We start from the raw sequence: 19,995 nt of genomic DNA on the forward strand, positions 1-19,995 counted from the left end.
TCGCGTGACCGATCACCGGGCCGACGACGAGCAGCCCGGCGAACCACGGCAGCATGGCCACCACCACCAGCCCCGAGATCAGCGCGCCCCACCAGAGCATCACGCCGGTCTGCGTCAGCACCAGCCGCATGCTGGTCAGGCCGGCGGTGATGGCGTCGGTGGGCCGGTCCAGGATCATCGGGATCGAGACCACGCTGACGGCGAAGATCAGCCCGGCGAACACCGCGCCGACACCGAGGTAGGCGACGATGAAGCCGAGGTTGTCGGGGTCCAGCAGCGCCAGCAGCGAGCCCTTGAAATCGGGCATGCCGTCGAAGCTGACGGCGAAGATCACCAGCGAGGCGCGGCCCCACAGCATCTCCAGGATGAGCAGCACCCCCGCGAAGATCGCCATCGAGCCCTTGGTCTGCTCCCAGGCCAGCAGCGAATCCGGCAGCGAGGGCTCGCGGCCTTCCTCCAGCGCGCGGCTCACGTGGTACAGGCCCAGGCACAGGAAAGGCCCCAGCAGCAGGAAGCCGGCCGAGAGCGCCAGCACATAGGCCGGCGCGGCGCGGAACACCGCCATGAGCGCATGCCCCATGAGGAAGAAGCACAGGCCGTAGAACAGGCCGACCCGGCTGCGCAGGAAATCGTGCCAGCCCAGGCGCAGCCAGCGCAGCGGGTCGCCGGCCCGCAGGTCGGCCAGGCGCAGGTCGAACACCGATGGCGGCGGCGGTGGCGGCGGAGCGGGGGATTCGTCGGTCATGTGCTGTCTCCTCGGATCGGCGCGCCACCTCGTGGATGGGTGGCTGCTGCGCGTGCAATGTAGCGGATCGGCTCAGCTGAGCGAATGCCTGCGCAGGTGCAGCGCCAGGCCGGCATCGAACGCATGCGTGTGCCGGGCGAACCACGAACCGAGCTCGCGCGCCATCTGGCGCACCGGTTCGAGCTCGCCCTGGCGGATCTGCCCCACGCCCTCGCGCAACAGGTTGAGCACCACGCGGTGCTCCAGCGCGTGCGCGTCGGCCCGGCCGTGGCCGGTTTCGCGCATCCAGGTGTCTTCCTGGCCGAAATGCATGGCCACGTGCGCCACCAGGTCGGCCCAGGCCTGCGGCAACTCCGCGTCGCTGGCGGCCTGGGCCTGCGCCAGCCGCGCCATGAGCTCGCGGTTCATGTTGTCCAGCGGGTCGAAGTCCAGCCACAGGGCCGTGGTCCATTGCGCGGTGTTCTCCATCAGGTGCAGCTCCTTGAGGCCCGTGGCTGGGCCTGGCCGTAGCTTGGCAGCGGCCGCGCGCCAGCGTCTTGATCCAGCGCAAACGACCTTGGCGCTCAAGGCCTGCGATGCCATGGGGTTGGCGGGCTCGCCGCTACACTGGCCGGCCATATGACCAGCGAATTCCAGCCCCCTTACGTGCCGCTGTCCGATGTGCACAGCGCCTTGAAATCCACCGGCTTTGCCCTGCTGAGCGCCCAGGCCGTGGGCGAGTGGCTCGCCGCGCGCCCGCTCGATCTGGCCGAGTTGCACACCGGCTGGAACCAGTTGCCGCCCGACGCCTACCTGAAGGACGGCGGGCGCTACCGCAGCCGCCGCCACAGTTGCTTCGTCGTCGAGGACGACCGCGTGCGGCAGGTGCCGCACCGCGCGCACTGGCAACCGCTGGAGTACAACGCGCTGCACGGCGGCATGCAGCGCTGGTTCGAGCCCATGGAGCCGGCCACCGTCGCGCTGCCGGTGTGGAGCCGTCTGCTGGCCCGGCTGGGCGAGGCGGCCAGCGCGCTGCGCGGCGCGCAGCCCTGGAGCGTGGAGGCCCATGTGTTCCGCATCGACACCACCGACGGCATCGGACGGCCCACGCCCGAGGGCGCGCACCGCGATGGCGTGGACCTGGTGGCCGTGTTCATGGTGGACCGCCACGCCATCAAGGGCGGCGAGAGCCGCGTCTTCGAGGCCAACGGACCGAGCGGCCAGCGCTTCACGCTGCGCGAGCCCTGGTCGCTGCTGCTGCTCGACGATGCGCGCGTGATCCACGAGAGCACCCCGATCCAGCCGCTGCAAGGCGAAGCGCTGGGCTGGCGCGACACCCTGGTGGTGACCTACCGCAGCGGGTCCTTCCAGGGCGATGCCTCAGCTTGAGGGCGGCGGTTCGTAGGCGCGGATCGGTGGCAGCGGTTCATCGAAACGCTCCACCTGCACTGTGCTGAGCTGACCGGCGCAGCCCTGGGCCAGCGAGGAGGTGCCGATGTCCCGGGTGAGCACGTTTGGGTTGCCGTGTGCGCACATCGGCCGGCCCTGGGCATCCAGCGCCGGGTCGTACCACGCGCCGGTGGGCAGCTGCACCACGTCTTCGCGCATCTCGGCGCACAGGTGCGCGCTGGCCAGGCAGGCCCCGATCTCGTTGAAGAGGCGCACGGTGTCGCCCTCGCGGATGCCGCGCGCGGCGGCCGCCGCCGGGTGCAGGGTGCACACCTCGCGGCCCTGGCGCTTGGTGGACTGGCTGTGGGCGCCGAAGTCGAGCTGGCTGTGCAGCCTGGCGTGCGGCTGGTTGGCCACCAGCCACAGCGGGTGGGCCGCATCGGGCGCGAAGCTGGGGGGCAGCCAGGCCGGGTGGCCGGGGCAGTCCGCGTAGCCGAAGCCGGCCACCACGGGTGAGCTGATCTGCACCTTGCCGCTGGGCGTGGCGAGGCGGGCGCCTTCGGGGTCGTGTCGGAAGGCGCGCAGGATGCCGCCGTCGTCGTCCTTCTGCGGCAGCAGGAGCTCGCCGCGTTGCCAGAAGGTCTCGAAGTCCGGCGCTTCCTCGCCCATGGCCTGGAGCCCGGCGCGCGTGCGCTCGTACAGGTGGGCCAGCCACTGGCGCGTGTCGCGGCCTTCGCTGAAGGCCTGCAGGCCGCCCAGGCGCTCGGCCAGGTCGCAGAAGATGTCGTAGTCGTCGCGCGCCAGGCCATGGGGTTCGGCGATGCGGTGCATGGCGACCACCAGCGGGTCGGTGGGGGTCGCGCCGATGTCTTCGCGCTCCAGCGTCATCGTGCAGGGCAGCACGATGTCCGCGTGGCGGGCGGTGGCCGTCCAGGCGATCTCATGCACGACGAAGGTGTCGAGCGTGCGAAAGGCGTCGGCCAGCCGCTGGAGGTCCTGGTGGTGGTGGAAGGGATTGCCACCGGCCCAGTAGGCCAGGCGGATGTGCGGGTAGGTGCGGCGCTGGCCGTTGTAGTCGAACGGCTGGCCGGGGTGGAGCAGCATGTCGCTGATGCGCGCCACCGGGATGAAGGCCTTCACGCCGTTGTCGCCCTGCGGCAGCGCGGCGGCGGGCACTGCGTTGTTGCGCTTGCCGTAGTGCGCCAGCGTGCCCAGCGCGTAGTTGTAGCCGCCGCCGGGCAGGCCGAGCTGGCCCAGTGCGGCGGCGAGCACGGCGCCCATCCAGACCGGTTGTTCGCCATGCTGGGAACGCTGCAGCGAATGCGCCACCACCACGAGCACGCGCTGGCCGACCAGCGCGCGCGCCAGCTCGATGAGTTGCTGCTCGGGCAGGCCGCAGATGGGCGCGGCCCAGGCGCAGCTCTTGGGCACGCCGTCGCTGCGGCCCATCAGGTAGTCCTCGAAGGGGCCCCAGCCGTCGCAGTACCGGTCGATGAAGGCGCGGTCGTGCGCGCCGTCGCTCACCAGCTGGTGCACCAGCGCCAGCATCAGCGCGGTGTCGGTGCCGGGCACGGCGGGCAGCCAGTCGAATGCGGCCTCGTCGGGCAGATCGCTCTTCAAGGGGCTGATGGAGACGAAGCGGCAACCGCGCGCGGCGGCCGCGCGCATGGACTCGCGCTCGATGTGCCGGCTGATGCCGCCCGAGGCCACGCGCGAGTTCTTGAGCGCCATGCCGCCGAAGGCGAGCACCACGTCCGTGTGTTCGACGATCTGCTCCCAGGTGACGTTGCGCCGCGCCACTTCTTCCATGGTGCCGATGACGTGCGGCAGCATCGGCCCCGAGGCGCCGGCGCTGTAGCTGTTCACCGAGCGCACGTAGCCGCCCAGGGTGGTGTTGAGGAAGCGGTGGACCTGGCTTTGCGCGTGGTGGAAGCGCCCCGCGCTCGACCAGCCGTAGGAGCCGCCGAAGATGGCTTCGCAGCCATGGGCCTGCTGCACGCGCCGCAGTTCGTTGGCGAGGCGGTCCAGCACCTCGCCCCAGGCCATGGGGACGAAGCTGTCTTGGCCGCGCCGGGCATCGGGGCCCGGCCCGTCCTGGAGCCAGCCGCGCCGCACCATGGGCGTGGTGACGCGCGCGCGGTGGTGCAGGGCGGTCTTGAAGTTGTCGATCAGCGGGTTCGGGTCGGGGTCGCCCGGGTGGGGCTGCACGGCGAGTTCGCCGTCTCGCCAGCCGGCGGAGAAGACGCCCCAGTGGGCGCTGTGCGGGCGCAGGGGCGGGTCTGCTGGGGAGGGTGAGGCGGGCAGGGGCACGGGGGATCCAGATGCAAGAAGAAGGGGGGCGGTCATTCCGCCTTGAGGTTGCCGCGTTCCACGCCGCGCTTGTAGTTGGCGATGTCTTTGAGCACGAAGTCGCGGAAGGCCACGCCGGTCAGGGACGACGCCTGGGCGCCGTCGGCGCCATAGACGCGCTGCACCTCCGGCGCCTGCATGGCCTGTTTCACGGCCTGGGTGATCTTGTCGATGACGGGCTGCGGCGTGCCCTTGGGCGCGGCCAGGCCGTACCACTGCGTCATCACGACATCGATGCCCGACTCCTTGAGCGTGGGCACCTGGGGCATGCCGGGCAGGCGCTTGTCGGTGCTCACCGCCAGCAGGCGCAGCTTGCCGCCGTTGATGGCACCCATGAGCGGCGTGTAGGGCGCGAAGAAGCTGTCGACGAGGCCACCCATGAGGTCGGTCATGACCGGGCCCGATCCCTTGTAGGGCACGTGCAGGATGTCCAGGCCACCTTGCTGCTTGACCATCTCCATCACGATCTGCGCCGCGCCGCCGGTGCCGGTGGAGGCGTAGCTCATCTTGCCGCCCTTGGCGGTGGCGATGTAGTCCTGGATGGTCTTGATGGGGGAGTCGCCCCGGACCACCAGGCCGTAGGGCGTTTCCACCAGCTGGCTGATGAACACGAAGTCGTCGGGCACCTTGTAGGGCAGGTTGGTGCGGATCGCCGGCGCGCTGCCCACGTTGCCGCTCATGGCCAGCAGCAGGGTGTGGCCATCGGGCTTGGCCTGCGTCAGCAGTTCGGCGGCGATGTTGCCGCCCGCCCCGGGCCGGTTCTCGACGACGATGGGCTTGCCGATGTGCTTGCCCAGCTCGTTGGCGATGGTGCGCCCGTACAGGTCGCCGCCGCCCCCGGGTGGGAAGCCGATCAGCAGGCGGATCGGCTGGTCCGGGTATTGGGCCGAGGCCAGGGCGGCCAGGCCCATGAGCCCGGCCGCCAGGAGCGCGCGGGCGCCGCGGCGCAGCAGGGGAGCGATGTGCATGAATGTCTCCAGGTTTTTTTTGTCAAGGGGTCAGGCTGCGCCGGTGGCGACGGGTGCGCCCGGCTGGGCGCTCCACTCGCTCCACGAGCCGGGATAGAGCGCCGCGCCGCGCAGCCCGGCGACCTCCATGGCCAGCAGGTTGTGGCAGGCGGTCACGCCGGAGCCGCACTGGTTGATCAGTTGCGTGGCCGGCCGGCCTTGGGTGATCGCGTCGAATTCCTGGCGCAGCTGGGCGGGCGGCTTGAATCGGCCGTCCGCCGCCAGGTTGTCTTTGAACAGCCGGTTGCGTGCGCCCGGGATGTGCCCGCCGATCGGGTCCAGGGTTTCGTTCTCGCCGCGAAAGCGGTCAGGCGCTCGCGCGTCCAGCACCAGCCGCCCGGCGCTGTCGATGTTGGCCTTGACCTCGTCGTAAGTGACCGTGGCGACCAGCGAGGGTTGCAGGCGGAAGCTGCCCGGGGTCGCCGCCATCGGCGCGCCCTGGCTCAGCGGGTGGCCAGCCGCCGTCCACGCGGCGATGCCGCCGTCGAGCACCGCCACGGCGCGGTGGCCGGCCCAGCGCAGCATCCACCACAGGCGCGCCGCGAACATGCCGCTGGCGTTGTCGCAGGCCACCACCTGCATGCCTGCGTCGAGCCCCATCGCGGCCATGGCCGTGGCGAAGGTCTCGCGGCTGGGCAGCGGGTGGCGGCCGTTGCGCCCGGTCTTGGCCGCGGAGAGGACCTGGTCCAGGTGCACGTAGCGCGCGCCCGGGATGTGCCCGGCCTCGTAGGCGCGCTGGCCGGCCTGCGGGTCGGTGAGTTCGAAGCTGCAGTCCAGCACCAGGGGCGGCGTGCCGCTCTTCTGGGCGGCCGCGAGCTCGTCGGCGGAGATCAGGGTGTCGAAGGTGATCATGAAGCGAAGGCCCTTATTTGCTGGCGATTTCCTTGAGCAGCGCCGGGGTGAGCGCGGCCTTGTAGCGCGCGATGTCTTCGAGGATGAAACTGCGGAAGGCGTCCATGGGCAGGTTGCGCTCGGTCGCGGCGTCGCGGCGGATGGCGTCGCGCACTTCGGGTGTGGCGAGGGCGCGGCTGAGGTGTTCCGAGAGGTGCCTGACCACGGCCTCGGGCGTGCCGGCCGGCGCGACCAGGCCGTACCACTGCGTCACGGGCACGTTCACCCCCAGCTCCTTGAAGGTGGGCACGTCGGGAATGGCCGGGTTGCGCTTGTCCCCCGTGATCGCCAGCAGCCGCAGCTGGCCCTGGCGCACCTGGTTCACCAGCGGCGAGGCGGTGGCGAAGAAGCTGTCCACCTGGCCGCCCAGCATGTCCGTGATGGCCGGGCCGGAGCCGCGGTAGGCCACGTGCAGCATCTCCACGCCGGCCTCCTTGACCACCATCTCCATGCCCATGTGAGCCGCCGCGCCCGCGCCGGTGGAGGCAAAGCTGAGCTTTTGCGTCTTGGCCGCGTCCAGCAGCTCGCGCGCGGTCTTGAAGCGCGAACCGTGCGCCACGAACAGGCCGTGCGGCGCTTCCAGGATCATGCCGATGGGCGCGAAGTCCTCGGGCACTTTGTAGGGGATGCTCTGCGGCCGCGTGGCGGGCGCCACCGCGAGGTTGCCGCTCATGGCCAGCAGCAGGGTGTAGCCATCGGGCTTGGCCTTGGCGACCAGGTCGGCGGCGATGTTGCCGCCCGCGCCGGTGCGGTTGTCGGCCACCACGGTCTGGCCCAGGGTCTTGCTCAGGGCGTTGGCGATCAGCCGGCCATACAGGTCGCCGCCGCCACCGGGCGGAAAACCGATCACGAGCTTGATCGGCTGGTCGGGATAGGCCGCGAAGGCCGGTGCGGCCGCACCCAGACCCAGCGAGAGCGTGAGGGCCAGCATGGTGCGGCGGCCGAGGGCGTTGAGGGCAAGGGGTTTCATCGGTTGGTCTCCATTGTTGTGGGTGAAGGGACTGGCTGTCCCGCGGGAAAACGGTCTCAGTCCCGCAGCCAGGCTTGCTGCAGGGCCACCACGCGGTCCACCGTGGCACCGCACTGGCCGAGGTACTGCAGCGGGTCGGTGAAATCGCGGATCTCGTCGTCGCTCAGGCGCTGGGAAAGGCCTTCGTGCTGGCGCATGGCGTCGGCGAAGTCGAGCCGCGACGTGATGCCGTGCATGGAGGCCTCGTAGATCCACTCGTGGGCGGTCTGCTTGCCCACGCGCTCGGAGAGCTCCAGCATCACGCGCTCGGAGAGCAGGTAGCCGCGCATCTTGTCGAGGTTGGCGGCCATCACGTCGGCGTTGACCTTCAGCCCGGCCAGCAGGTTCTTTGCCTGGAACAGCATGGCGCCGGCGATCAGGCAGCACTCGGGCAGGGCCTTCCATTCCATCTTCCAGGCGATGCCATCGCGCTCGCTTTCCTGCACCATGCCCTCGACCATCATGGCCGCGTTGTAGCGCAGCGGGCGCGACAGGCCGGCGAGGTTTTCGGCGGAGGTGGGGTTGCGCTTGTGCGGCATGGTCGAAGAGCCCAGCTTGCCGTCGGAGAAGCCTTCTTCCACCTCGCCGAATTCGTTGCGCTGCATGTTGAACAGCTCGTTGCCGATCTTGGAGAGCGTGGCGCCCAGCATGGCCAGCAGGTTGGCGTACTCGGTGAAGCGGTCGCGCGCCGGTGCCCAGCTGATGGCCGGGGTGCCCAGGCCCAGCTTGGTGAGCATGAGCTGCTCCAGCGCCTGCGCCTTGGGGCCCAGCGAGGCTTGGCTGCCCACGGCCCCGGCCAACATGCCCACCAGCACGCGCGGGGCCGCCTGCACCAGGCGCTCGTGGTGGCGCCCCAGCTCGTCGAGCCAGATCGCGCATTTGTGGCCGAAGGTGATGGGCAGGGCCTGCACGCCGTGGGTGCGGCCGGCCATGGGCACGTCGCGGTGGGTGACGGCCAGGCGGGCCAGTTCCTGGCCGACCGCCTTCAGGTCGCGCAGCGCCACGGCGTGGAACTCCTTGAGCTGCAGGGCCACGCCGGTGTCGACCACGTCCTGGGTGGTGGCGCCGTAGTGCACCCATTCGCCGTTCTCCTTGCTGCAGCGGGCCTGCAGCTGCTTGAGCGCGGGCACCAGGGAGTGCTTGATGCGGCGGATCTCGGCCGACATGGCGGCGATGTCGATGTGCTCGACCCGTGCCTGCTGCGCGATCTCCTGGGCGGCGGCCGCCGGGATGAGGCCCAGTTCGGCCTGGGCCGCGGCCAGCGCGGCCTCGAAGTCGAGCCACTTCTGGATGCGATTCTCTTCGCCGAAGATGCGGCGCAGCTCGTCGGTGCCCCAGAGGTGCTGGAGCGATTGCATGTCGAAGACGGAAACGGGCATGGAAGTCCTGGAGAGAGTTAGGGAACGGGTTTCGGGACGGGCAGCGCGCGAGGCAGCACGCGCCCGGGGTTGAAGGTGTTGGCGGGATCGATCGCCCGCTTGATGCGCGCCATCAGTTCCAGCGCGACGGGCGCCTTGTGTTGCAGGAAGGCCGCCTGCTTGAGGCGCCCGATGCCGTGCTCGGCGGAGATCGAGCCTTGCAGGCGCGCGGTGATCTCGTGCACCGTGTCGTGGATCGCGTCCTCGTGGCGCAGGAAGTCGCTGTCCGACATGCCCGCGGGCTTGCTCTGGTTGTAGTGCAGGTTGCCGTCGCCGACATGGCCGAAGCAGACCACCCGCACGCCCGGCAGCAAGGCCTGCAGCGCCGCGCCGGCTTCGTCGATGAACTCGGGGATGCGCGAGACGGCGACCGAGATGTCGTGCTTGATGGACGGGCCCTCCAGCCGCTGCGCCTCGGGCACGTGCTCGCGCAGGGCCCACAGGTCGTGGCTCTGCTGGCTGGAGCGGGCCAGCACCGCGTCCAGCACCAGGCCCTGCTCGATCGCCTGGCCCAGCACGTCCTCCACCGCCGGCGCAGGGTCCATGCGCGTGGAGGTTTCCGACACGTCCAGGAGCACCGCCCAGCCGTACCCGCCCGCCAGCGGGTCGCGCATGCCCGGCGTGCCGTGGGCCAGCACCTGGTCCAGTGCCTGGCGCCCCACCAGCTCGAAGGCCGTGACCCGTTCGCCGACCGCCGCGCCCAGCAGGGCCAGCAGTTCCACCGCAGCCTGCGGATCGCGCACCGCCACCCAGGCCGTGACCACCTGGGTGGGTTGCGCAAACAGCTTGAAGGTGGCGGCCGTGACGATGCCCAGGGTGCCTTCGCCGCCGATGAAGAGCTGCTTGAGGTCGTAGCCGGTGTTGTCCTTGCGCAGGGCGCCCAGCGCGTCGAGCACGCGGCCATCGGCCAGCACCACCTCCAGGCCCAGGGTCAGGTCGCGCGTGTTGCCGTAGCGCAGCACCTGCTCGCCACCGGCGTTGGTCGACACCACGCCGCCGACCGTGGCGCTGCCTTCGGAGGCCAGCGAGAGCGGGAACAGCCGCCCTTGAGCGGCTGCCGCCTCCTGCGCCGCCAGCACGGTGCAGCCAGCCTCCAGCGTCATGCTGTTGTCCAGCGGGTCCACCCGCCGGATGGCGCTCATGCGGTCCAGGCTGAGCAGCACCTCGCTGCGCGAGGCGTCGGGCGTGGAGCCGCCCACCAGCCCGGTGTTGCCGCCTTGCGGCACCACCGCCACCTGCTTCGCCGCGCATGCGGCCACCACGCGGGACACCTCGGCCGTGCTGGCGGGGCGGACCACGGCGCGCGCCGCGCCGGGGTACTTGCGCCGCCAGTCGCCGACGTAGCGCGCCGTGGCCGCGTCGTCGGTCAGCACATAGGTGGCGCCGACGATGGCGATCAGTTCGGCAACCAGGGGGTCAGGGGGATTCGACATGGCGGGTGGGCGGTTCAGACTTGTTCATTTCATTGAATGAACTATGATTCAATGAATGAAACTATAAGCCCACCCCTGTCCGCTGTCAACCGAGATAATCCGCAGTCGCGGACACCCACCATGAAGCCATCCAAAAACCCTCCAGCCCCATCGGTCCCTCCAGGCGAGGCGGCGCAGGCCAGCCCACCCAAGCCGCCCGCGGGGGTGCTCGAGCGGGGCATCTCCATCCTGGAGTGCTTTCGCGAAGACCGCCTTCGCATGTCCTTGCGCGAGCTGGCCGAGTGCACCGGGCTGGACAAGGCCACGCTGCTGCGCCTGCTGGGCGTGTTGCAGCGCGCGCGCATGGTTCACCGGTTTGAGAGCGGCAGTTATGCGCCGGGCCCGGCGCTGCTGCACATGGGCATGCTCTACCGCAGCACCTTCGATCTGGGCACGCGCCTGCAGCCCGTGCTGCACGCGGTCATGCAGCAGACGGGCGAGACCGTGGCCTTCTACATCCGCAGCGGCGACGACCGCGTGTGCCTCTACCGCGAGAACACGGTCAAGGAGGTGCGCCACCATGTGGAGGTGGGCACGCGCATCCCGCTGGCGGCGGGCGGTTCATCGGCGCACATCCTGCTGGCCTTCACCGGCAGCCCCACGCCGCACCAGGCCGAGATCGACGCCACGGGCTATGCCATGACGCGCGCCGAACGGGTGGACGAGATGGCGTCGGTGGCCCTGCCGGTGTTCGACGGCGACGGGACCTTTCTCGGCGCCCTGGTGGTCATCGGCCTGGCCTCGCGCCACAACGTCGTGGCGCAGCGCAAGGCGGCGGACATCGTGCGCCATGAGCTGGCGCTGCAGGGCTTCGCCAGCGCGGCGCCCAATGGCTGGCGCGTGCCGGCCGCCTGAAGCGGTGCGGCTCAGCCGCCAAAGAGGCCGTTGGCGGGGCGGCAGGGAGCCTCGTCGTTCGATCCGTCCGCGAAGGCCTCGCACCATCGGGTCAACGCGGTGGCCTGCGGGTCGCTCAGGGCCGGCGCGAAGGCCCGCATGCGCGCCTGCAACTGCACCCAGTCGAAAGGGTCTTCCGGGTCGCCCCGGCGCTGTTCGCGGTAGGCGCTCAGGCGGCGGCCGTCCTTGAGGGTGAGCGTGACCCGCGAAGGGCGCTTTTGCGGGAAGCCGCGCTGGAAGGACTCGTCCGTGCTCACCTGCACGCGCTCGGCCAGGGCCAGCAGCGCGGGCGACTGCAGGTCGGGCGCTTCCATGTCGGCGATCCCCAGCCGGTTGCGCATGAGCAGCGTGGCCACCACGTAGCGCAGGCAGAACGGGGTCTCCGCCGGCTTGGTCGGCCAGTGCACGCCAGCGATCCTCAGTGCGTGCGGGAAGATGACCACCTGCACCGACTCGATGTCCTGCACGGCGGGCGCGTGCTGGTCGAGGATTTCCCGGGTGGCGTCCAGCGGTGTGAAGAGCTGGGCGCAGCAGGGCCAGGCCTTGATGGTGGCGGTGTTCAGGCGCTCGGGCGCGTCCAGGTCGCTGTCCAGCGCGGCCAGCGGGCCGTCGCCATCCAGGAGCGCATAGAGGCCGCGCCGTCCGGTGACGAACGCGCGCGCGCCGGGAAAGCCGGCCTGTGCCGCCCAGGCGGCCATCATGCCGTTGCGCACCGCGAAGCCGGGATGCAGCGATTTGGCCTCGTGGGCCTCGTCGTCGACCAGCTGCCACAGCCCGGCCGACTGGGTGGCCGCGATGCCCAGGGCGTGGTGCAACTGGTCAGGCGGCAGGCCCAGCGCCACCGCGCTGGCCGCGGCCGCGCCCACCGTGCCCGCCGTCGCCGTGGCATGGAAGCCCGCAGCGTGCCGCGTGCCCAGGGCCTCCCCCACCCGCAGCGCCACCTCGTAGCCCGCCACGATGGCGTGCGCCGCGCGGCGCATCGACAGCGCCTGCGTGGCCGCCAGCGCGAGCACCGGCGAAATCGCCACCACCCCCGGGTGCAGCATGGCGGCGCGGTGCGCATCGTCGATTTCGCGCAGGTGCGCGATCCCCGCATTGGCAAAACCGGCCGCCAGGGGCTGTGCCGGGGCCCCGCCAAACACCGGCGCGGGCCCGGGGCCGGGCACGCAGGTGCTGGCCAGGGCCCTCAGTGCCGAGGCGCCCGCCATGCCGTGGGCGGCCCAGCCGGCGGTGAACCAGTCCAGCAGCGCCTGGGCCAGCCGCGCGCGGGTGGCGTCGGGGATGGGCCGCTGCTGAAGGCGGGCGAGGTGGGCAACCAGATGGGATTCGGGGGTGGGTGGCATGTGGCTGGTTCATTAAATGAAATGTGTTTCATTATATAAACCAAGCCTCGAATGCGCCCCGATGCCCGCCGCCCGGCGGGCGTGCTCGCGTTCAGACGCTCAGACAGCCTCTGAAGCCGCGCGCGGCGTAATAAGACGGTGCGCCGTTGTGGTACACGAACACCTGGCCGTAGCGCCGGTCGCAGAAGAGGGCGCCGCCCAGCTGGCGGATCTCGGGCGGGGTGGCCACCCAGCTGGAGGTTTTCAGGTCGAACTCACCGACCTGTTGAAGCTGGCGGTATTGCGCCTCGGTCAGCAGCGACACGCCCATGGCCTGCGCCATCCCGGCCGCGCTGCCCGCCGGCTTGTTCTCCTTGCGGGCGGCCAGGGCGTCGTCGTCAAAGCACAGGCTGCGGCGCCCCGCCGGGCTTTCGGCGGCGCAATCGCAAAACAGGAAGGCGCCGTGCGCGTCCGCGCCGCCGATGACATCGGGCTCGCCGCCGGTGCTTTCCATGTCGGCCAGCGCCTTGAGCTTCTCGGGTTTGCTCTGGAGGCGGGCCAGCACGTCGGCCCAGGCCACCTTGGCGTGCCGCTTCGTGTGCTTCTCGAACCGTTGTTTCAAGGTGCTCAGCAGCTCGTCGCGTTGTTCTGCCTTCATGGGCGGCCCCTTGCTGCGTCAGACCCGTTCGAAGATGGCGGCAATGCCCTGGCCGCCGCCGATGCACATCGTCACCAGCGCGTAGCGGCCCTGGATGCGCTGCAGCTCGTGGATCGCCTTCACGGTGATCAGGGCGCCGGTGGCGCCAATGGGGTGGCCGAGCGAAATGCCCGAGCCGTTGGGGTTGACCTTGGCCGGGTCCAGGCCGAGGTCGCGCGTGACGGCGCAGGCCTGCGCGGCGAAGGCTTCGTTGGCTTCGATCACGTCCAGGTCGTTCACCGTCAGGCCGGCCTTCTGCAGCGCCAGCTTGGTGGCCGGCACCGGGCCGATGCCCATGTACTTCGGGTCCACGCCCGCGTGTGCGTACGCCACCAGGCGGGCCAGCGGCTTCGCGCCGCGCGCCTTGGCGGTCGCGCCGTCCATCAGCACCACGGCGGCGGCGGCGTCGTTGATGCCCGAGGCGTTGCCCGCGGTCACGGTGCCGTTCTCTTTGAGGAACACCGGCTTGAGCTTGGCCAGGTCGTCCATCGTGGCGTTGGCGCGGAAGTGCTCGTCGGTGGCGTAGGCCACCTCGCCCTTCTTGCTCTTGAGCATCACGGGCACGATCTGGTCTTTGAACACGCCGGCCTCGGTCGCGCGCTGCGCGCGGTTGTGGCTTTCCACCGCCAGCCGGTCCTGGTCTTCGCGGCTGATGCCCCACTTGGCCGCGATGTTTTCCGCCGTCACACCCATGTGGATGGTGTGGAAGGGGTCGTGCAGCGCACCGACCATCATGTCCACCATCTTGGTGTCGCCCATGCGCGCGCCCCAGCGCATGTTCAGGCTGGCAAACGGCGCGCGGCTCATGCACTCGGCACCGGCGCCGATGGCCACGTCGGTGTCGCCCAGCAGAATGCCCTGCGCGGCCGAGACGATGGCCTGCAGGCCCGAGCCGCAGAGGCGGTTGACGTTGAAGGCGGGCGTGCCTTCGGCGCAGCCGCCCTGGATGGCTGCCACGCGCGAGAGGTACATGTCCTTGGGCTCGGTGTTGACCACGTGGCCGAACACCACGTGGCCCACGTCCTTGCCCTCGACGCCGGCACGCGCGAGCGACTCGCGCACGACGAGCGCGCCGAGTTCGGTGGGGGGCTGGTCTTTCAGGCTGCCGCCAAAGGTGCCGATGGCGGTGCGCACGGCGCTGACGACGAAGACTTCTCGCTGGTTGCTCATGGTGTTCTCCGGATGATGAAGGGGTTCGCCTGCCATCGTAGCGCGGCAGCAGGCCTCAGAACGTCTGGCGCGCGACCACGCGCAGCTGCGTGCCGCTGCCGTCCCTGCCGGGCCGCGTGAGCAGGATCTCGCCCATGGCGGGGTTCTGGCCGGTCAGGGCGGTGATGTTGACCTGGTGCGTCACCAGCACCTGGTTGCGCGGCGCCTGCCAGCCCTGCACGGCATCGAGCACGTCGCGCGTGCTCATCTCGCGCTCGTCGGTGCCGAAGAAGGAGTTGAGCGGCGCCCAGACCGTGTTCTCCTTGAACGCCAGCATGGCGGTGTCCACGCAGCGGCACCAGGCGCTGGAGCGGACCTGGTGGATCTGGATGCGCTCGCGCAGGAAGGCCGCGTGCACCTTGCGCGCCTGCTTTCGCCCAGCGTCGCTCAGGTTGCGCTGGGTGCTGCAATCGCCCAGCGTGAAGTTCGGTGGATCGCCCACGCCGGGCGTGGTCTGCGCGTGGCGCATCAGCAGCACGCAGCCGCCTTCGCGCAGCAGGGTCCAGAAGCCCTTGTCCTGCGTGAAGGCCAGGGTGGGCAGGGTGGTCAGGGCCAGGGCGGTGGCCTGGGTGAATTGGCGTCGATGCATGGGATGCTCCCTGGCGTTCAGTCGCGCACGTCGGCGACGGGGTGGTTGCCGAAGTCGGGCCGTTCCAGCCAGGCGAGCACGCTGGCGGCCGCGTCTTGCGGGCTGCTGAGCTGGCCGTGGCTTTTCAGGTCTTTGAAACGCCCGACGTCGGGGAAAGCCGCCGGGTCGCCCGCGCGCAGTTTCGACTGCATGTCGGTGTCGATCACGCCGGGGGCGAGGGAGACCAGCCGCGCGCCGTGCGGGCGCTGCGCTTCGTCAAGCGCGCTGCAGCGGGTGAAGTGGTCCATGCCGGCCTTGGCGGCGCAGTAGGGCGCCTGGGCCGCCATGGCGCGCCGCCCCAGGCCGGAGGAGATGTTGAGCACCTTGCGCGGGCCCCGCCAGCCGGCGTCCACCCAGGCGCCGGTGGCGCGCAGGAAGGCCGCGGTGAGCAGCATGGGCGCTTCCAGGCCCACCCGCAGTGCGTTGGCGAGGTCATCGGGCGGGCAGGCGTCGATCGGGCCGATGCGCGGGATGACGCCGGCGTTGTTGATCAGGGTGGCGCTGGCCAGGCCGGTGGCGGCCTGCTCGTTCAACCAGTCCTCCAGGCGCTGCGCGGCACCGGTGGTGTCGGCAAGGTCTTGTGCCCATTGCGTGAGGGTGGCATCGCGCCGCTGGGCTTCGTCGGCCAGGGGGGTGTTGATGTGGCGCGAGATGCAGAGCAGGTGGCCGTCGGGCCGCAGCGACTGCATCGCCATGGCCAGGCCCATGCCGCGTGAGCCGCCGGTGAGGATGGTGAGGTGGAGTGGCGTGGTGGTCATGTCAGAAGGGGCAGGGGCTGTGGAAGTGCACGGTGTCGCCGTGCGGTGGATGGGGCAGGGAGATGTGGTGGGCGTGCAGCAGCAGGCGCGTCGCGCGGGCCTGCTGTTCGGCGGTGGCGTACAACATGTCGCCGAGTATGGGGTGGCCGATGGCCTGGAGGTGCACGCGCAGCTGGTGGGTGCGGCCGGTGACGGGTTCGAGTTCGAGCCGGGTGGTGTCGCCGCCGGTGGGGGGGCCGTCGAGCCGCCAGCGGGTGACGCTGGGTTTGCCGAGTTCGGCGCTCACGATGCTGCGGGGCCGGTTGGGCCAGTCGATGGTGAGGGGCAGGTCGATGGTGTTCCAGCCGTTGTCGGCCACGGGGTTGTGCAGGGGTCCGGCGACCATGGCGGTGTAGCGTTTGTGGACCAGCCGTTGCTCGAAGGCGCGGCTGAGTTGGCGCTGGGCCTCCAGGCCCCTGGCCATGACGACCAGGCCGGAGGTGGCCATGTCGAGCCGGTGGACCACCAGGGCGTCGGGCCATCGGGCCTGGGCCCTTGCGCTGAGGCAGTCCTGCTTGTCAGGGCCTCTTCCAGGGACGGCCAGCAGGCCGGCGGGCTTGTCCAGGACGATCATCCGTTCGTCTTCGTGGATCACCTTCAGGTCGCTCACGCGGCGCCCCTGCTGGGCGCGTGGGGGCGCAGCGCCTCGTTGATCCGGACGCCAAGGGCCGGGCCAGCCGGCAAAAAGGAGCGAAACATCCCGACATTCTCCGGGCAAAGGACAATACGCGGCATGCTGTTGCTCGCCCCCATGGAAGGTTTGCTCGACGCCACCCTGCGCGATGTGCTCACGCGCACGGGCGGGATCGACCGCTGCGTGAGCGAGTTCATCCGCGTGACCACCACCGTGCTGCCCGAGCGCGCCTTCATCCGCGTGGTCCCCGAACTCCTCAACGGCGGTCGCACCCGCGCCGGCGTGCCGGTGCGCGCCCAGCTGCTCGGCTCCGACCCGACCCTGCTCGCGGAAAACGCCGAGCGCCTGGCCGGCCTGGGCCCGCACGGCATCGACCTGAACTTCGGCTGCCCCGCCAAGACCGTGAACCAGAGCCGGGGCGGCGCCGTGCTGCTCGACGAGCCCGAGCTGGTCGGGCGCATTGTGGCGGCGGTGCGCCGGGCCGTGCCCGCCCATATGCCCGTCTCCGCCAAGATGCGGCTGGGTTTCAACGACGACGAACGCGCCGAGGATTGCGCCCACGCCATCGCCGAGGCCGGCGCGGACGAATTGGTCATCCACGCCCGGACCAAGGCCCACGGCTACCGTCCCCCCGCCTACTGGGACCGGCTGGCCGAGGTGCGCGCCTCGCTGGCGCCGGCCCACCCGCGCCTGCCGGTCATCGCCAACGGGGAAATCTGGACCGTGGCCGATGCGGTGCGCTGCCGCGAGGTGACGGGCTGCGAGCACCTCATGATCGGCCGCGGCATGGTGACCGACCCCGGACTGGCCCTGGCCATCCAAGGCCGGGGCGGCGTGCCCTGGTCGGTCCTGCCCCCGCTGTTCGAGATCTTCTGGCGGCAGGTGAGCGCGCGCGTGGAACGCCGCCACCGGTCCGGGCGGCTCAAGCAATGGCTCAACTACCTGCGCAAACGCTACCCCGAGGCCCAGGCCGCGTTCGACGAACTGCGCCTGGTGAACGAGCCCGATCACATCGAAGCCTGGCTGCGGCGCGCCCAGATCGCCGGCGCGCCTACCACAGAGTCGATCCGGGCGCTGCCAGCAGAAATGGCGCCGGCGTGTTAACTTCCGGCCCCGGACCCGAACCACGACGCCTGTATGACCTCTCTCGAACAACGGCTGGCCGCCCTCCCAGGAGACCGTCTGCGCGGCATGCGTCGCGGCATTGAAAAGGAAAGCCTGCGCGCCCAGCCCGACGGCAGGCTGGCGCTCACGCCACACCCGGCCGCCCTGGGCAGTGCGCTCACGCATCCCCACATCACCACCGACTACAGCGAGTCGCAGCTCGAACTCATCACCGGCGTGCACGACAGCGTCGAGGCCTGCCTGGCCGAGCTGACCGAAGTCCACCAGTACACCGTGCGCGCGCTGCGCGCCCAGGGCGAGGAGATGATGTGGGCGTCCAGCATGCCCTGTGGCCTGCCACCCGACGAAACCATTCCCATCGGCCGCTACGGTTCGTCCAACGTGGGCCGCGCCAAGAGCGTCTACCGCATGGGCCTGGCGCATCGCTATGGCCGGCGCATGCAGACCATCTCGGGCATCCACTACAACTGGTCGCTGCCGGGCGTGGACAACGACGGCTACTTCGCGCTGATCCGCAACTTCCGCCGCCACGCCTTCCTGCTGCTCACGCTGTTCGGCGCCTCGCCCGCGCTGTGTTCCACCTTCGTCGAAGGCCGGCAGCACGAGCTGCAGAAGCTGGGCGACACCGGCACGCTCTACATGCCGCACGGCACCTCGCTGCGCATGGGCCGCCTGGGCTACCAGAGCGAGGCGCAGGCCACGCTGGCGGTGAGTTACAACGGCCTCGAAGGCTATGCGGCCTCGCTGCACGACGCGCTCACGCGCCCCTGGCCGGCCTACGAGGCCGTGGGCATCCGCAACCCGGGAGGCGACTACAACCAGCTCGCCACCACGCTGCTGCAGATCGAAAACGAGTTCTACGGGACCATCCGCCCCAAGCGCGTGATCTACCCGGGCGAGCGCCCTCTGCATGCGCTGCGCGAGCGTGGCGTGGAGTACATCGAGGTCCGGCTGATGGACCTCAATCCCTTCGAGCCCATCGGCATTGGCGCGCCCACGCTGCGTTTCCTCGACGTGTTCCTGCTGCACTGCCTGCTGTCGGACAGCCCGCCCGACACGCCGGCCGAGATCCGCGAGCTCGCGCACAACCAGCACCTGACCGCCGCGCGCGGCCGCGAGCCGGGCCTGAACCTGATGCGCAACGGCCAGAGCGTGCCCCTGATTGAGTGGGGCGCCGAACTGCTGGAGCAGCTGGTTCCGATCGCCGCGCTGCTGGACGAGGCCCACGGCGGCAACGAGCACGCCCTGGCCGTGGCGCTGGCGCAAGGCCATCTGCAGGATCCCGACAAGCTGCCCTCGGCCCGCGTGCTGCAGGCCATGCACAAGCACCACGGCGATTCCTTCGTCGCCTTCGCGCGTGCCCAGTCGCGCGTGACGCACCAGCACCTCGCGGGCCTGCCCTGGGCCAGCAAGTTGCAGGCAAAGTACGAGGCGATGGCCGCGAAATCGGTGGAAGACCAGCGCGCCATCGAGGCGGCCGACTCCATGCCGTTCGAGATCTACCGGCAGGAGTACGTCTCGCCCGCGCGGCTGGGCCGTCCGCAGATGCAGGCCACCTCGCTGGCGGCCTGAGGCCTGGCTGCGGGCCAGCCCGCAAAGCCCGCCTGAGGGGATGGGCAATGTCCCGGCCGGCCCGGCGGGGACCTATCCTGCGATCTTTTTGCCGGAGATCGCCCATGCGCCGACTGACCGCCGCCGATTTCGACCAGGAGCTGCTGATCCTGTTTGACGCCTACGTGCACGGTGACATCGACCGCCGCGCCTTCCTGGACCGCGCCTCGAAGTTCGCGGTGGGCGGCATGACGGCCACCGGCCTGCTGGCCGCGCTCAGCCCGAACTTCGCCGCCGCCCAGGTGGTGCCGGCGAACGACCCGCGCATCAAGACGGAAACCGTGAGCGTGCCCTCGCCAATGGGACATGGCACCGTCAAGGCCTATGTGGCCAGGCCGGTGGTGCCGCCGGCCGGCGGGCGCCTGCCCGCCGTGCTGGTGGTGCACGAGAACCGGGGCCTGAACCCCCACATCGAAGACATCGCGCGCCGCCTGGCGCTCGAGGGCTACCTCGCCTTTGCGCCCGATGCGCTCACGCCGCTGGGTGGCTACCCGGGCGACGAAGACAAGGCGCGGGCCTTGTTCGCCCAGCTCGACCAGGCCAGGACAAAGCAGGACTTCCTGGCTTCGGCCGCCACGCTCAAGGCCCGGCCCGATGGCAACGGGCGCGTGGGCGTGGTGGGCTTCTGCTACGGCGGTGGGGTGGCCCACATGCTGGCCACCGAGCTGCCCGACCTGGCCGCGGCCGTGCCCTACTACGGCAACCACCCGCCAGCGGAGGCCGCGGCCCGGGTGAAGGCCCCGCTGCTGATCCATTTCGCGGGGGTGGACGAGCGCATCAACGCGGCCTGGCCGGCCTACGAGGCCGCGCTCAAGGCGG

At 70.6% G+C, this 19,995-nt stretch carries 19 protein-coding genes; 5 read left to right on the forward strand and 14 right to left on the reverse strand.

Features of this window, described 5'->3' with window-relative positions; all coding sequences use genetic code 11:
• Together KIT86_RS19535 and KIT86_RS19540 are read right to left on the reverse strand one after the other, a co-directional pair.
• Positions 1-745, reverse strand: a 745-nt coding sequence (locus tag KIT86_RS19535; protein ID WP_297401441.1) for a DUF2189 domain-containing protein, incomplete at its 3' end; no start/stop codon positions are given.
• Positions 746-817: 72 nt separating this feature from the next.
• Positions 818-1,327: a bacteriohemerythrin gene (locus KIT86_RS19540; RefSeq protein WP_297401443.1), complete on the reverse strand. Its 510-nt coding sequence runs from the start codon at positions 1,325-1,327 to the stop codon at positions 818-820.
• A gap of 36 nt (positions 1,328-1,363) precedes the next feature.
• Here KIT86_RS19540 and KIT86_RS19545 point away from each other — a divergent pair, with 36 nt between their 5' ends.
• A complete protein-coding gene (locus tag KIT86_RS19545) occupies positions 1,364-2,113 on the forward strand; it encodes a 2OG-Fe dioxygenase family protein (protein ID WP_297401445.1) in 750 nt (249 codons plus the stop codon).
• Here the strand turns inward: KIT86_RS19545 and KIT86_RS19550 are convergent.
• From KIT86_RS19550 to KIT86_RS19575, 6 genes are read right to left on the reverse strand one after another with little or no spacing between them, the layout of a single operon-like run.
• The gene (locus tag KIT86_RS19550; RefSeq protein WP_297401446.1) at positions 2,105-4,423 is read right to left on the reverse strand and encodes a molybdopterin-dependent oxidoreductase; all 2,319 of its coding nucleotides are present in this window, start codon (positions 4,421-4,423) and stop codon (positions 2,105-2,107) included. The genes KIT86_RS19545 and KIT86_RS19550 overlap by 9 nt on opposite strands.
• A 32-nt stretch (positions 4,424-4,455) precedes the next feature.
• The gene (locus tag KIT86_RS19555) at positions 4,456-5,430 is read right to left on the reverse strand and encodes a tripartite tricarboxylate transporter substrate binding protein (protein WP_297401449.1); all 975 of its coding nucleotides are present in this window, start codon (positions 5,428-5,430) and stop codon (positions 4,456-4,458) included.
• 30 nt (positions 5,431-5,460) lie between these two features.
• Positions 5,461-6,321, reverse strand: coding sequence for a sulfurtransferase (locus tag KIT86_RS19560; RefSeq protein ID WP_297401451.1), 861 nt, complete (start codon positions 6,319-6,321; stop codon positions 5,461-5,463).
• 13 nt (positions 6,322-6,334) lie between these two features.
• Positions 6,335-7,330, reverse strand: a complete 996-nt coding sequence (locus KIT86_RS19565; RefSeq protein ID WP_367185455.1) for a Bug family tripartite tricarboxylate transporter substrate binding protein — start codon at positions 7,328-7,330, stop codon at positions 6,335-6,337.
• Positions 7,331-7,386: 56 nt separating this feature from the next.
• Positions 7,387-8,748, reverse strand: a complete 1,362-nt coding sequence (gene purB / locus KIT86_RS19570; protein ID WP_297401453.1) for an adenylosuccinate lyase — start codon at positions 8,746-8,748, stop codon at positions 7,387-7,389.
• A gap of 17 nt (positions 8,749-8,765) precedes the next feature.
• Positions 8,766-10,220 (reverse strand): FAD-binding oxidoreductase, encoded by a 1,455-nt coding sequence (locus KIT86_RS19575; protein WP_297401455.1) that lies wholly within the window; start codon positions 10,218-10,220, stop codon positions 8,766-8,768.
• A gap of 120 nt (positions 10,221-10,340) precedes the next feature.
• Between KIT86_RS19575 and KIT86_RS19580 the strand changes: the two genes are divergently transcribed.
• The gene (locus tag KIT86_RS19580; RefSeq protein ID WP_297401457.1) at positions 10,341-11,114 is read left to right on the forward strand and encodes an IclR family transcriptional regulator; all 774 of its coding nucleotides are present in this window, start codon (positions 10,341-10,343) and stop codon (positions 11,112-11,114) included.
• Positions 11,115-11,125: 11 nt separating this feature from the next.
• Here KIT86_RS19580 and KIT86_RS19585 read toward each other — a convergent pair whose 3' ends face one another.
• The 6 genes from KIT86_RS19585 to KIT86_RS19610 form a co-directional block, all read right to left on the reverse strand.
• On the reverse strand, positions 11,126-12,496 hold the full coding sequence (locus KIT86_RS19585; RefSeq protein ID WP_297401459.1) for an MmgE/PrpD family protein: 1,371 nt from the start codon (positions 12,494-12,496) through the stop codon (positions 11,126-11,128).
• 91 nt (positions 12,497-12,587) lie between these two features.
• Positions 12,588-13,133, reverse strand: a complete 546-nt coding sequence (locus KIT86_RS19590; protein WP_297401461.1) for a DUF4256 domain-containing protein — start codon at positions 13,131-13,133, stop codon at positions 12,588-12,590.
• Between the two features lie 18 nt (positions 13,134-13,151).
• Positions 13,152-14,342 (reverse strand): beta-ketothiolase BktB, encoded by a 1,191-nt coding sequence (bktB, locus tag KIT86_RS19595; RefSeq protein ID WP_297401463.1) that lies wholly within the window; start codon positions 14,340-14,342, stop codon positions 13,152-13,154.
• 55 nt (positions 14,343-14,397) lie between these two features.
• Positions 14,398-14,970: a histidine phosphatase family protein gene (locus tag KIT86_RS19600; protein ID WP_297401464.1), complete on the reverse strand. Its 573-nt coding sequence runs from the start codon at positions 14,968-14,970 to the stop codon at positions 14,398-14,400.
• A gap of 17 nt (positions 14,971-14,987) precedes the next feature.
• The gene (locus KIT86_RS19605) at positions 14,988-15,767 is read right to left on the reverse strand and encodes an SDR family NAD(P)-dependent oxidoreductase (RefSeq protein WP_297401466.1); all 780 of its coding nucleotides are present in this window, start codon (positions 15,765-15,767) and stop codon (positions 14,988-14,990) included.
• A 1-nt stretch (position 15,768) separates the two neighbouring features.
• Positions 15,769-16,380 (reverse strand): RluA family pseudouridine synthase, encoded by a 612-nt coding sequence (locus KIT86_RS19610; protein ID WP_297401476.1) that lies wholly within the window; start codon positions 16,378-16,380, stop codon positions 15,769-15,771.
• 159 nt (positions 16,381-16,539) lie between these two features.
• Here KIT86_RS19610 and KIT86_RS19615 point away from each other — a divergent pair, with 159 nt between their 5' ends.
• The 3 genes from KIT86_RS19615 to KIT86_RS19625 all read left to right on the forward strand — a co-directional run.
• A complete protein-coding gene (locus tag KIT86_RS19615; RefSeq protein ID WP_297401468.1) occupies positions 16,540-17,544 on the forward strand; it encodes a tRNA-dihydrouridine synthase in 1,005 nt (334 codons plus the stop codon).
• A gap of 33 nt (positions 17,545-17,577) precedes the next feature.
• Positions 17,578-19,137: a glutamate--cysteine ligase gene (gshA, locus tag KIT86_RS19620; protein WP_297401470.1), complete on the forward strand. Its 1,560-nt coding sequence runs from the start codon at positions 17,578-17,580 to the stop codon at positions 19,135-19,137.
• Positions 19,138-19,241: 104 nt separating this feature from the next.
• Positions 19,242-19,995 (forward strand): dienelactone hydrolase family protein (locus KIT86_RS19625; RefSeq protein WP_297401472.1); only part of this gene is annotated, 754 nt, incomplete at its 3' end.

The organism is Hydrogenophaga sp. (genome assembly GCF_026125825.1).
In the GTDB taxonomy this organism is placed as follows: Bacteria; Pseudomonadota; Gammaproteobacteria; order Burkholderiales; family Burkholderiaceae_C; genus Hydrogenophaga.

Bases quoted from the DNA above. Each gene is read 5' to 3' on its own strand.
- KIT86_RS19540 (WP_297401443.1), bottom strand. From the start codon at position 1,327: ATGGCATCGCAGGCCTTGAGCGCCAAGGTCGTTTGCGCTGGATCAAGA.
- KIT86_RS19545 (WP_297401445.1), top strand. From the start codon at position 1,364: ATGACCAGCGAATTCCAGCCCCCTTACGTGCCGCTGTCCGATGTGCAC.
- KIT86_RS19555 (WP_297401449.1), bottom strand. From the start codon at position 5,430: ATGCACATCGCTCCCCTGCTGCGCCGCGGCGCCCGCGCGCTCCTGGCG.
- KIT86_RS19560 (WP_297401451.1), bottom strand. From the start codon at position 6,321: ATGATCACCTTCGACACCCTGATCTCCGCCGACGAGCTCGCGGCCGCC.
- KIT86_RS19565 (WP_367185455.1), bottom strand. From the start codon at position 7,330: ATGAAACCCCTTGCCCTCAACGCCCTCGGCCGCCGCACCATGCTGGCC.
- purB (WP_297401453.1), bottom strand. From the start codon at position 8,748: ATGCCCGTTTCCGTCTTCGACATGCAATCGCTCCAGCACCTCTGGGGC.
- KIT86_RS19575 (WP_297401455.1), bottom strand. From the start codon at position 10,220: ATGTCGAATCCCCCTGACCCCCTGGTTGCCGAACTGATCGCCATCGTC.
- KIT86_RS19580 (WP_297401457.1), top strand. From the start codon at position 10,341: ATGAAGCCATCCAAAAACCCTCCAGCCCCATCGGTCCCTCCAGGCGAG.
- KIT86_RS19585 (WP_297401459.1), bottom strand. From the start codon at position 12,496: ATGCCACCCACCCCCGAATCCCATCTGGTTGCCCACCTCGCCCGCCTT.
- KIT86_RS19590 (WP_297401461.1), bottom strand. From the start codon at position 13,133: ATGAAGGCAGAACAACGCGACGAGCTGCTGAGCACCTTGAAACAACGG.
- bktB (WP_297401463.1), bottom strand. From the start codon at position 14,342: ATGAGCAACCAGCGAGAAGTCTTCGTCGTCAGCGCCGTGCGCACCGCC.
- KIT86_RS19600 (WP_297401464.1), bottom strand. From the start codon at position 14,970: ATGCATCGACGCCAATTCACCCAGGCCACCGCCCTGGCCCTGACCACC.
- KIT86_RS19605 (WP_297401466.1), bottom strand. From the start codon at position 15,767: ATGACCACCACGCCACTCCACCTCACCATCCTCACCGGCGGCTCACGC.
- KIT86_RS19610 (WP_297401476.1), bottom strand. From the start codon at position 16,380: ATGATCGTCCTGGACAAGCCCGCCGGCCTGCTGGCCGTCCCTGGAAGA.
- KIT86_RS19615 (WP_297401468.1), top strand. From the start codon at position 16,540: ATGCTGTTGCTCGCCCCCATGGAAGGTTTGCTCGACGCCACCCTGCGC.
- gshA (WP_297401470.1), top strand. From the start codon at position 17,578: ATGACCTCTCTCGAACAACGGCTGGCCGCCCTCCCAGGAGACCGTCTG.